The following is a 12247-nucleotide window of genomic DNA, read 5'->3' as shown; positions in this document are numbered from 1 at the left end:
CCAATAAACAGGTAACCGCTGGACTTATAATGTTTGTCATACTTCAAACACTTTTGACAGAAGGTTGCACTTTCTCAGCCTGCCCCGCCCTTCAGCGGGGACACTTCTTCAGAGGTTCATTTGCATTCATCTCCATTATCTATACCTGACCACGCTCGTGGCGCAGCCTTTTCCATAACGCTCAATACCTTGGCTCTTTACCAAAGCACCTTATGGGGGTTTGATGCTCTCCCCTGTAGGACAACACCGGTGGGTCGGTTCCACCATCTTGTAAACAGTTGTGTAACGACTTTCAGCCAGTCGTTACTCTCGGCACACGTATGAGCTGTGGCGTGGTTCGTCACGGACAATTGCAAACAGGTACTTTCCATAGGAAAATCCGCAGGATTTTCCAAGTAGGCGAGGACAAGCCATTGCTTATACACATTGTAGCCTTTCGTTATTCATTTTTTTGGTCAACTTTAAATGTTATGTCATATTTAGCTTGTAAATAATCAATCATTTTTTCTTTTCGTTTTTCAATAAACTCAATTGGTCTTTCCCAAATGCTGTCATCAAAGTCAATTTGATTGTTACTGTTAGTTGGAAACAAAAAATCATATTCATTAACATATTTACTACCAACTATAATTTCCCCTTTCCCATTTTTAGCCTTATCCGTAAAGAATAATTTTGGATGTATGTTGGTTTTAAAACCATTTATTTCTCCTTTGGTCGGTTGCATATTCCAAACTATATCAACAGTATTATCATAATCAAGATTTCTGTTTTTTAATTTTCTTGGGAATAAGTGGTCAATTTCAGGATTAAAACGCCCTTTAATATCTGGTTCAAATTGATAAATTCGTTCAGGTGTCAGTATTTTTAAAACAAACCAATTGTATCCAGTAAAAGTGTCTTCATAAATTTCGGTATTCCGTTTTTTCTTTTCAGATATAAAAGATTCAATCTCTTGTATGGGAAAATCGAATAGTTTATCTGTTTGTTTTGATTTATCAGCAATTAGCTTACTAAAGTTATCAATATAACTTTGCAGATTCCAGTCGTTGATTTGAGATTTTATAAAATATGTATTAATACTTTTCAGATTCTGTCCTGAAATATTCTTAAACTTATAACCTTTACTATATATTTCATAGAAATAAACCATTATTGGTAGTAATGCCAAATTCCTTGGAATAATTGAGTTATTGTTTATTTTGAACTGTCCCCACAAATAATCTGTAAAAAAAGATTGCAATGGGGCTTCTAATTTATCCCAAGTCGATTTAAAAATATTAATTTCATTTGGTTTAACTTTCTTGGGGTCAATTCTCACACCTTTTTTTACCAACAAGTAAATTAGTTGAAGAATATTGTACGCATTAAACAAATAACCCTTTCCAGTTGAATTATATATTTCTTTTGAACAACCTTGAAGTTTTTCTTCAAAGTCATAATGTTCAGACTTAATTTTAGAAAACAATATGTCTGCTAATGAGAGAGCCATTCCACCAGTATTTAGCCTTTCAAAAATTTCGTTTACGACTTTTTCATCAGCAGTTTTAATTGGAAAATAAGCAAGTGATTTGGTATCTGTTTTAACAAAAATATCCCAAAGAATATCAATGTTATTTTCAATTAACTCTTCCTCTTTATCATTTATGTTTTCATTCAATTTAAGTATTGATTTTCGATATGTGCGTTTTTCTTCATCAGGTTGTTTTGAAAATAATTCGTTCATTCTGATGAAATTCCATTCAAGGTCTGAATTCTTTGCTACAAATGAAAAACCAATTTCTTCGGGGTCGTTTCCATTATTTAAATCAAATAGCAAATCGTAAACAAGAATTTTACCGTGAAATGTATATTTTAAACAACTATAGAGAGTTTGAATTCGCTGTTGTCCATCATAGATGAGCCATTTATCAGGTCGTTTGTGCAAACCTTTATCAACTAATTTCGGGATTTCATCAGGCATATAGTCCGAGATAAATTCCCTGTAAGGTATTTCTTCATCTGTGTTCCAAACAATAAGTCCACCTATTGGATAACCTTTTAAAATTGAGTCAAATAATTTGCAGATGTATATTTCATTTTCATATCTGCTACCCCAAACATAAGGTCTTTGTATGGCAGGAAGAAACCAACCATTTGTTCCATTATTTGCATTATTTATCGCTTCTTTTATTGATATTCCTAAATATGACATTATTTCTCTTTTGTGTTACTGTTTGCTCGTTTTCTTTAATGAAGGCTAACGTTTGGTGTCGAGTAGACAAGGGGAGTTTCACCCCGAGCCTCTCACAGAACCGTACGTGATAGTCTCCCATCATACGGCTCTTCTAAAGTGGTGTACAAAAATAGCTCATCCTTTTTCAAGTTGGCAGGCTGTACATCAAATTAGCTCATCCCTTTGCTCCATTTCCATTACAGTCCCGATAGCTATCGGGATCAATACTACTACGAATGAGTCCGCCCCTAATTACAACATTGGTATTCTACCTCTAGGTTGTGCCTATTGTGTATTTCCCTTTGCATTTATAACCAGGTTCCCAAGTTCCGTAACTAAGCCCGAATAAAGTTCTTGCCACCTGAATGACGCCAGCCTTACAGAAAATAAATAGGCACTCTCTGTAATTAATGCTATTGCTAACATTACTTTTCACTCCGTATCATACTTCGTAGCTTTTGACTGGGGGTAGCAACTTCTCGACACCTCTTCAGTGGTTCACTTTCGTTCAACTCCTTTATCCCTACCTGCCAACCTCATGGATTGGATTCTCCTAAACGCTCAGCACCATTGCTCTTTACAACAGCACCTTTAGGTGGTTTAGAGCCATCGCCTATACAACGACCCTGATGGGCCTACCATCATCTCAATTACAGCATGCAGCCAGTTTATTGCCGTGGCTGCTTCTTGGCACACTAAGAATAGTTGCGGTGGCAAGCACCTAAAATACTAAACATTGACCAAGCCTGTGGAAATTCCGCAGGAATTTCCAAGTAGGCGAGAACCAAGCAATTATTTTTACACGGTGTTGAACGAATCCTCCCTACCGGTCGGAAGCCCTCCTGCACCTTTCAGATCGGATGTTGTTTTTGTAAATGTAATAGATTTATTAATTTGTAGCTAAATATTAAATCTAATATCATGTTTAAAAAAAAGTAAAACCATTGCTGAACGCGCTTTTGAGGAAGTAGCAGGTTTCAGCACACTCCAGAACAAATTGGAGCAGAGCTTTTCTATCAATGGCAAAGCCAAAAGCACCTTAAACAATTACCTTCGATGCCTAGCACATCTTGCCCTGCATTATAAACAGAGCCCAGAAACGCTTTCGGTGGAAAACATTCAGTCTTACCTTTATTACTGCCAAAAACTCCACAAAACCCCATCTGAAAGTTTCTTTAAACACACCATTTTCGGACTCAGGGCCGCCTACAAAGTCATGGGCATGGAGGCCAAGCGGGTAGCTTTGCCCCAGATCAAACGGGATTTGAAACTGCCCGTCGTATTGAACAAAGACGAGGTAAAGCGCCTTTTAAAAGCGCCCAAATACCTAAAGCACCGTCTGATCATCGGGATGCTCTATGGCTGCGGACTTAGGAGCTACGAACTTTGCAACCTCAAACTGGCGGACATCGACTTTGATCGCAGAACGGTCTTTATCCCCAAGAAAAAAGGGAAGATCGACCGCTACGTTCCTTTAAGTACATATCTGGTCAGGGGACTGAAGAAATATATCAGAACGGAAAATCCCCAGACCTATCTTTTCAACAGTCAGGTCACCAAAGATGGAGTAGCTCGGGGGTTGACCACCAATGGGATCCGATGGGTCATCAAGGAGAACCGAAGCAAAATAGGCAGTTCCAAAAAGATAACCGCCCACACCTTGCGGCACACCTTTGCCACGCATCTGTTGGAATATGGTGTTGACATTGTCAGCCTAAAAGAACTTTTGGGCCATGCGCATATCGAGATGACCCTGACCTATCTGCATGTGGCCAATCTGCCCAGTGGTTCGAAGTTCTCTCCACTGGACAAGCTCTACGACTGATGCGCCCCAAACATACGGTGGCTGACATTTTAGAAATGGAACAGCTACAGCTCAAAAACTTGGGCCTGACCTCATGGCACTACCGAGCCTTGCATGCCATAAGAAGGTGCCGCACCAAAGCTATGGGCGGACATATTGATAAATGCGATTGTTGCCACGGACTTCACATCAGTTACAATAGTTGCAGAAATAGGCATTGCCCGACCTGTCAGGGACACAAACGCGAAGAGTGGATCAGGGCAAGGGAAGGCGAACTCTTGAACGTTCCCTATTTTCATGTGGTGTTTACCCTTCCAAGCGAGTTTAACAGTTATGCATTGAGCCACGGCAAAATAGTGTACGGCAGTCTGTTCAGAGCTGCCTGGCAGACCTTACAGCAGTTTGGTGACAATCCCAAGCACCTTGGTGGGAGAATGGGGATGATTGCAGTGCTCCATACTTGGGGTCAAAATATGAGTTTACACCCGCACTTGCACTGCATTGTCCCGGGCGGTGGTTTGAGCAAATCAGGACAATGGAAAAAGGCAAAAAACAATGGCAACTACTTGTTCAATGTAAAATCCATGAGTCAAGTGTTTAGGGCAAAATATATCGCAGAGCTTAGAAAAAGTGACTTAAAGATCCCTCAGAAAATTTACAATGAAGTGTTCGGTAAAAAATGGGTGGTCTATGCCAAACAACCTTTTAGAAGCCCAAAATATGTAATTGAATACCTGGGCAGATATACCCATAAAATAGCGATCAGCAACCATCGGATCACAGATGTAGATCGTAAAAGCAGAAGTGTGAGCTTTACCGCCAAAGATTACCGTCGTGCAGGAAAGAAAGTCCCTTTGATCTTGTCAAGCCAGGAGTTTATCAGGCGCTTTGCCCTGCATGTTTTACCCAAGGGATTTACCAGGATACGGCATTATGGTATTTTGAGCAGCAGCTGGAAAAAGGAGAAGTTGCCAAAACTACAGGTAGAACTGGCTACGGTAAAGGTGGAACCTGTCAGAACAAAAGAGCCGCTTTTGCACCGCCGGTGTCCTCTCTGTAAAAAGGGAAGACTGCATACAATACTATTGTTCAATGACCGTGGGCCTCCCGAGAATTGGCGCGTTTTACTAAAAGATAGAAAATTGAATAAGAGCAGCTAAAAATTATTCTGCATATGCGGACGGGCTGCGCTATGCCTTGACTTTAAAAATTAAACGATAATAACCAGAGATCGTAAATTGAAACCACTAAAAAGCCAAGGTGAATGTTATAAAATAATCGACTTCTATACTTCTTGACTACACAAATACCAGCGTAACCTCCAAATATCCTTCCCTTAACTTAACGTTTTACCCATAAGACGGCAAATCAACCGGATTCGTCAACACAGGATTCAGCTCTGGCCTATCGGCGAGCCGAATCCTTAGTTATTAGGCATAGTTTTTATTCAAATGAATTCGGTTTAACTTCAAAAATAAATTCTAATTTTTTTTCAGAAGTTTTATTCCGATTCCATTTTTCTATATTCATTATATTAACATTTGACAATTTTGATTCTTTATATATTTCGATTTTTGTAAATACATCAGTTATATTTACGCTATCAGTTACCTTTATTCTACGCAAAGAAAGAGTGTCTCCAGATAAGACTAAATCGCTAATGCTTTCCTCGCGATTTCCATCCGAATATCTAACAAGTGCTGAACTGTTAACTTTGATAGTATAATCACATTGATTAATAAGGAAAAATTCAGATGGATAATAAACTTTATTTTCGCAACTGCTCAAAGTGATAATAAATATTATTGTAAAGACTATTTTTTTTATCATAATTAATCTTGATTTAATTGTATTTCGCGTTTTTTTAATTATGCCTAACGTTTGGTATAAGCGCAGTAGCGGGATTTGCGCACTTATCATTCGGTTTATAACTGGGCTTAAATCTATAAAATTACTTTTGGTTTAAGCACTAATCCGCTATTGCGTTTATACTCGTGTTGTACCCAGTGTTTTATATTCCATATTTATTTTCTCTATTTAAAAAAGCTTCTCTACCACCTTCAAGTTTTAATAATTTTTCTCGATTTTCAGTATTTTCGATTGTAGTTGAAGTTTTATGAGTGTAAACATTATTGTTTGGTATTTCAAGAATATGTATTAGGGCTGAATCTCCATTTATAACGAAATTTGAATTATGACTCGCAAAAATTATTTGTCTGTCGAATTGCTTTTCTTTTACTAAACCTACCAGATAATCAGCTACAAGTTTGTTGTCCAGGTGTGCTTCGGGTTCATCTATTATTAATGGTTTAACACCTGTCATTAAAAGGGTTACGATTACAGCAGTACAACGTTGGCCAAATGAACAAGATTCAAGTTCTCTACTTCCGTAAAACCCGTTAATTTTGATATATTTAGATAAGTTATATCTGTGTTTTTTTAAGAGATTTAAGTAAATAAGATAATTACCTTTACTTGAGAAAATGTCAGTTACAATTTTTACATAGTTATTTTCTTTTCGGTAATTATTCTCTATCAGTATGTTGTTTAGGCGTTCAATAAAATTAGCATAGTTAACATTTAAAAGTTCCAAATCTGGTTCAATTAGAAATAGTGCTTCCTTGACCCTAGAATCCGAAGTTCCTGAAATATGATAAGCACTGAAGGTGTTGTAAAACTCTCTGAAAAGTTCATTTTTGTAAGACTCATTGTCAAACTCATAAGTGAAATTAATATCTAAAACATTTTCATCATTAATTTTAAGTTTGTTATTTATCTCGGAAAGATTTGAGCTAATTAGAGTGTTGTTTCTATCGTAGAGATTGGAAACATTATTTATGATTTCCGTGTTTTCTTGATAGCTAGCACGATAGCGATTGTCTTGAATTTCCAAGTTCTCTATATCCGAAGTTATTTTAGAAAGTGTTTCTGAAGCTTTTTGAGAATCTTTGATTGTTTCTTCATTTGTTCCTTTTTCTAGAAAGAACGCTCTAAGATTTTGAGATTCTAAAATTAAGTTTGCATTAATCTCGTCTATTCTAGAATTAACTGTTGCAAATTCTTTTAAGACAACATTAATTTGCTCTTCTGTTTTATTTATTTCATCAATTCCAATTATTGTAGATATTATTTCTTGTGTTCTAACATCAATTTCATTTGCGGTTTCTGACTGCTGATAATTTTGAGCTAATACACGTAATTCGTCAAGAAGAAGTTTATAATTCCTTTTGCTGTTTTCAATTGTTGTTAATTCCTGTTTCAGAGTTTTAATTCTACTAGTGATTGCAATATATCTTGCATCATTTATGGAATCAATAATTTTTTGAATTGTTAATTTTTCTTTCGTTTTCTCTTTTTTTGTTCTTGAGTTTGAAATTAACTTGAATAGTATGGCAATATTTTCATCAATTTTAGAATTGATGTTTTCATAATCAGATTCAATTTGAATGAACTCACTTTCAATCTCCTTTATCCTTTCTTCGAAAATCAGTTTTGTTAGTTCGTTGGCTTCTGCTAATTTCTCTATTTTACCTTGACTAACGAATTCTACTTCGTTAGTTCCAACGATTTCAATGTAGTTATCCAAATCGTTCTCAATGTCATAACTTAAGCCATTTATTTTCAGATCTGAACGATTGAAAAAGTCTGTGTTTTCATTTAATTTTTCGGCTAAAATGTTGATTATCGTACTTTTTCCTGTTCCTCGACCACCAATAATACACGTGAAATAATCACTAAAAAAGATTGGTTGCTTTAAGTTTTTTAAACAAAAATCTTGTTGTTCATTTGAATTTTTTCTTTGAATAAAAGTACTCGCAGGGAAGTTGAACTTTATACTTTCGATTCTTCTAACAGGTTTTCTCGGCTCGTGTTCTGCAATTAATACTCTGTGTATTGGTTCATATTTAATCTGCTTTAAACCTTCAAAAGTTAAATCAGCTTTTATCCAAGTTACATCTTTGTAAATTTCATTTTTTCCGTCTGGATTTTGTCGAGTTACAAATTTACCTAAATGATTATCAATGTCTTCAAATGAATGAGCGTCACAACCACAAACAACAGGACAAGATTTAGCTATTTCATCAGTCTCATATCTATCTGTTTTGAGATAATATTTTACATTTTGTCTGCCACCAAAAAATCCGTCACAGATTTTATCTATCTCATCAGTTATTGCTAGTTTCCTAGGTGAATTGCTCACAGGTCTTAATCCTGCGTTATTTGCCGCTGCAATTATTAAATATGGTTTTTCTTTGCCAAAATTTTCTTTAAGGCAACTTATTAAATTATTGTGGTTGACGGTAGCACTTACAAATTGTTCGGGTTGTAAATTTCTACAAGATATTTTTGTTCCTCCAGCATTGGAATGATTTGTTTTCAAACTTGAAAGAAAATCATCTATCACAGTTTTTGACAACTCGTTGGAAAAGATAATATGAATGTTTATTTCTTCCGCTTGTTGATTTACGGATATATCAAGTCTAAACTCAATGTTTGGAAAAAATACCTTTGTAGAATCAGGATAATATTTTTTGAATTCTTCCAAAAAGATAAAATAGTTCTCACAAGAAAAATAGTCAGTTATTCCAAATGCTGCCACATCCGAATTTTCAATTTTATCACAATAGGTTTTCCAAATGTCATCTTCTCCAACTTTATTAAAGTTATCGCTTAACTTTGTATTAGGTGTATGAAGGTGTAAATCCCATTTTCTCCAAATAGAACCTTTATCAGATGTCAAATTTTTATTAGTCATATTCTATTTGTAGTATGTTTGTTTACATTGGGTACAACATGTGTATATATAACATATGACACGAGGAGTTACGTATATATCACCTATGTACACCATGCTATTTTGGTTTATCTTTCTCAAATGTACCTGATTCATACAAAGAATCCAAGGGGCTTGTTAAAGTTTTGTTGTTTATTCCTACAACCCGAGTATAAATCTCAGTAGTTTTAGTGCTGGAATGCCCCAATGAACTCTGAATATAACGGATATTTACACCTTGCTCCATAAGATGTGTAGCATAGCTATGACGTAAGGTATGGGGCGTACTCCATGGATTGCTTTTAGTGTCTTTTACAGCCTTCCGATATATACGTTGGATGCTCTGTGTGGTATATTGACCCCCGTTCTGTCCTTCAAACAACCAATAGCTAGGCTTGTGCTCCCGATAATATTTCCGTAAAATATCCAATAGAAAAGGGCTTAGAGTAGTATGCCTGTCCTTCTTGCCTTTAGAGTCTTTAATGAAAAGATAACCGTCTTGGCTACGAACGTCCGCCACCCGTAAACGTACCACTTCGCCCACCCGAAGACCGGCGCCATAAAGAACATGAAGTATGGCTTTATGCTTTATATTGCTCGGGCAGTTTATAATAGCGGCCACCTCTTGCTTACTTAATACATCTGGCAGATCTTTGCTCTTGGTGGGTCTTGTAATATTGTAATACTCACGAGGCATGCCCAAAGTGTGTTCATAATAGCATTTTATGGCATTTATGAGCTGGTTTTGCTTTTGCTCACTTATCTTGTACTTGTTGATAAGGTAATATACAAAGCCTTCTATCTGTTCCTTGGTTATTTCTCGGTATGCAACTGATTCGAAATACTGAAAGAACTGGATCAAATTACTCTGATAATTACGTATGGTAGCCTGGCTAAAACCTTTAAGAATCATTTTTTGGTGATTGCGGTCCAATTCTGCCTGAGTTGCTTCCGAAATCTCAGTTTGTGGAATGGAAGTAGGAGCTTCTGTACTTTGTTTGATTAGTTTCTCGCCAAAAAACGTTTCTAGCCTTTTTACATTTTCTTCGGTATTGACTATGCTCCACAGCTTTTGATGGAAATGGTAAAAAGTGCCGTTGAGTTTCTTAAAGGTCTCCCGTTCCTTAGTCATTTCATATGGAATTCTTAGCTTGATCCGACCAGCTTTGGCTTGGGGGAGGTAAATGACAATCTGAGTTCTATCCTTCCTTTCCATTATAGACTTTTTAGAGATGTATTCAAATTTAGAGAAATTGGGTAACACAAATATCATTGTAAACGATATTAAACGTGTTTATCCGTTAGGAACGAATGTGTATATTTACCTATATAACAACGGATTATATGGATCATAAATGTAAAATATGTGAGAAACCGATCAAAGGTCGATCAGATAAGATTTATTGCTCAACCCACTGTAAAAATATATATCACAAAAAGCTTCGCTATGCCTCTAAGGTCGCCGCGATAGAAATCAATGGCTACTTAAAACGTAATTACTCGATTCTTTTGGAGGTATTGGGTAAAAACAAAATACAGCTTAAAGTATATAGGAATCTATTGGAGAAGAAAGGGTTCCGCTTTAAGTACCATACCCATTTCCATATAAATTCAAAGGGCAAAACATTCTTTTATTTATATGACATAGCCTGGATGGAGTTTTCTGATGATGAGATCCTGGTTGTACGAAGGATGTAATTAAAACACTAATTTCCAGATAATAGTCGGTCGTAATATCCTTGAAGCAATTGCTTCTTCCGGAAAAGAAAACTCTCCTTAGGTTGTCTGTCTTGTCCTAAAATAGGTATAGCGTATCAACTCCATAGATACTCCATGGATAGTGTATGAGCGGGATACTAAGCAAAAGTGATATAGTACGAATTTAATGACCCAATTCAACTACTGTCTTCTTTCCATTCAGAAAAAGCACAGCTTGTGCATGATATATATCCTAACCTTCCAATAAAGATTAATGAGTTCCCTATTTTACTGCTTATATTTCATTGTTACGAGACTCTTGTATTAGGTTTATTATTTCCAAAATGTTGCTCCATAATATTTTAACACAATATCAACTATCCTGCTTAACTCTTCTTTTCCTTCTTGACCCTAATCCTTTTTCTTCGGATCATCTAATTTCTTATTTTGTTGTTTTTCAATTATTTTAACGCTATCAACAGCTGGTAAGTCTTCGGGCATAGCGCCGCCTAGTTCTTCAATTGTTTTTCGTACTTTCTTACCTACCTCAAAATGGGCTTTATTTGCATTTTGTTTTCCTTGAATATTTTCTCTGCGCAATTTTTCTTCCGCTTGGGTTGCCCGAAATAAATTGGCTGCCAATTCGGTACTGCCCATATGATCTAAAATTTGTTGACTTTTTCTCAAGCCTTTTTTATGATGGATTCCTTTTGCATCCAAACCACCATAAAGTCCTTTATATCCATGATTCTGGAAAATAGCATAATCTATTGGTTTGACCACACCTGAGTCCTTCGCTGCTGCTGCCAATTGGGTATTGTGCTTCGCTAATTCATTTCTTAAAAACAGTCTGCGCTCATCTTCCGTTGACAGATTGGTGTATTCATCCATCTGACTGATTTCTTGAATACGTGTCTGCACAGCAAAATAGGTTTGTCCTTGGGCAACAATTTCCTTTGATGGATCGGCGTTCTGAACTATTAAATAAGATGCGTAACGAGATAGCTTTACCGTTTCTAATTCTCGCTTTGCACCCGATCCGATTGTAACCATTTCGAGGACATCCTCGAAATGGTCTGAAACTTCATACCCACTATTTACACAAGCATCTTTAGCTCTTTCAATTACTGGTAAAAAATGACGATATTCTGAATACTCTAGTGTTTTTGCTAAATCTCTTGCGCTCCAATATTCATTACCCAGGTTATCAATTCTTTTTGATTGCTCAAATACTGTGTCCGATGGTGCATTCTTTGTCATAGGTTATGGTTTTAGATTAAACTTTTTAAAATATCGATCAATTCAATAACATGTTTTTGCTCAAAATTATAGTATTCTCTTATTATTCATCTAACTCTACTGTTTTCAAGATTCATAAGTTATATCTAAAATATTTCAACCTTCTTATTTCTTATTAAGCTTACCCTATATCCTTTGTAATATGTTCTAACTTAACATCAAGTGCAGCACAAAGTCTTAGTAACGTCGAGAACGTAAAATCTTCTTTACCGTTTTCCATATCACTTATTTTTGACCTATCCATTTTAGGCTCGACAAGTAACGCTAGTGATTTTTGTGAAAGATTACGCATCTTTCTTAGGGCTTTAATATTCTCTCCAACCTTCTTATATATATTTTTAAATTTATTTTCGTCCATATTATAAATATTTGTGGTTTTATTGCCACATATTGAATAATGTTTTATATATTTGAAATATCATTATTGATAATTAAGTCTGTAAAGACATAATTAACGATG

The 12247-nt window shown here is 35.9% G+C and carries 8 protein-coding genes; 2 read left to right on the top strand and 6 right to left on the bottom strand.

Annotated features, from left to right (window positions below; all coding sequences use genetic code 11):
• Nucleotides 1-439 precede the first annotated feature (439 nt).
• Nucleotides 440-2191, bottom strand: coding sequence for a DUF262 domain-containing protein (locus JEM65_RS05820; protein WP_199597987.1), 1752 nt, complete (start codon nucleotides 2189-2191; stop codon nucleotides 440-442).
• Nucleotides 2192-3209: 1018 nt separating this feature from the next.
• On the opposite strand from JEM65_RS05820, the gene JEM65_RS05815 reads away from it, so the two are divergent.
• A complete protein-coding gene (locus JEM65_RS05815; protein ID WP_233530538.1) occupies nucleotides 3210-4037 on the top strand; it encodes a tyrosine-type recombinase/integrase in 828 nt (275 codons plus the stop codon).
• Nucleotides 4037-5176 (top strand): IS91 family transposase, encoded by a 1140-nt coding sequence (locus JEM65_RS05810; protein ID WP_199597986.1) that lies wholly within the window; start codon nucleotides 4037-4039, stop codon nucleotides 5174-5176. Before JEM65_RS05815 ends, JEM65_RS05810 begins: the two co-directional genes overlap by 1 nt.
• Before the next feature lie 283 nt (nucleotides 5177-5459).
• Here the strand turns inward: JEM65_RS05810 and JEM65_RS05805 are convergent, their stop codons facing one another.
• The 5 genes from JEM65_RS05805 to JEM65_RS05785 form a co-directional block, all read right to left on the bottom strand.
• Nucleotides 5460-5846, bottom strand: a complete 387-nt coding sequence (locus tag JEM65_RS05805) for a hypothetical protein (protein ID WP_199597985.1) — start codon at nucleotides 5844-5846, stop codon at nucleotides 5460-5462.
• 181 nt (nucleotides 5847-6027) lie between these two features.
• Nucleotides 6028-8772 (bottom strand): TrlF family AAA-like ATPase, encoded by a 2745-nt coding sequence (locus JEM65_RS05800; protein WP_199597984.1) that lies wholly within the window; start codon nucleotides 8770-8772, stop codon nucleotides 6028-6030.
• Between the two features lie 97 nt (nucleotides 8773-8869).
• Entirely contained in the window at nucleotides 8870-10006 is a 1137-nt protein-coding gene (locus tag JEM65_RS05795) for a tyrosine-type recombinase/integrase (RefSeq protein WP_199597983.1), read from the bottom strand.
• 893 nt (nucleotides 10007-10899) lie between these two features.
• Nucleotides 10900-11748: a DNA damage-inducible protein D gene (gene dinD / locus JEM65_RS05790; protein ID WP_199597982.1), complete on the bottom strand. Its 849-nt coding sequence runs from the start codon at nucleotides 11746-11748 to the stop codon at nucleotides 10900-10902.
• A gap of 160 nt (nucleotides 11749-11908) precedes the next feature.
• Nucleotides 11909-12145, bottom strand: coding sequence for a helix-turn-helix transcriptional regulator (locus JEM65_RS05785; protein WP_199597981.1), 237 nt, complete (start codon nucleotides 12143-12145; stop codon nucleotides 11909-11911).
• Between the last annotated feature and the right edge of the window lie 102 nt (nucleotides 12146-12247).

It is taken from the genome of Gelidibacter salicanalis, assembly GCF_016469035.1.
Lineage (GTDB): Bacteria > Bacteroidota > Bacteroidia > Flavobacteriales > Flavobacteriaceae > Gelidibacter > Gelidibacter salicanalis_A.
The sequence above is the reverse complement of the archived record's forward strand: the minus strand, read 5'-3'. Positions and strand labels throughout refer to the sequence as shown.

What these genes read in the sequence shown, in the direction of transcription:
- JEM65_RS05805 (WP_199597985.1), bottom strand. Translation starts at nt 5,846, where the DNA reads ATGATAAAAAAAATAGTCTTTACAATAATATTTATTATCACTTTGAGC.
- JEM65_RS05820 (WP_199597987.1), bottom strand. Translation starts at nt 2,191, where the DNA reads ATGTCATATTTAGGAATATCAATAAAAGAAGCGATAAATAATGCAAAT.
- JEM65_RS05800 (WP_199597984.1), bottom strand. Translation starts at nt 8,772, where the DNA reads ATGACTAATAAAAATTTGACATCTGATAAAGGTTCTATTTGGAGAAAA.
- JEM65_RS05785 (WP_199597981.1), bottom strand. Translation starts at nt 12,145, where the DNA reads ATGGACGAAAATAAATTTAAAAATATATATAAGAAGGTTGGAGAGAAT.
- dinD (WP_199597982.1), bottom strand. Translation starts at nt 11,748, where the DNA reads ATGACAAAGAATGCACCATCGGACACAGTATTTGAGCAATCAAAAAGA.
- JEM65_RS05795 (WP_199597983.1), bottom strand. Translation starts at nt 10,006, where the DNA reads ATGGAAAGGAAGGATAGAACTCAGATTGTCATTTACCTCCCCCAAGCC.
- JEM65_RS05810 (WP_199597986.1), top strand. Translation starts at nt 4,037, where the DNA reads ATGCGCCCCAAACATACGGTGGCTGACATTTTAGAAATGGAACAGCTA.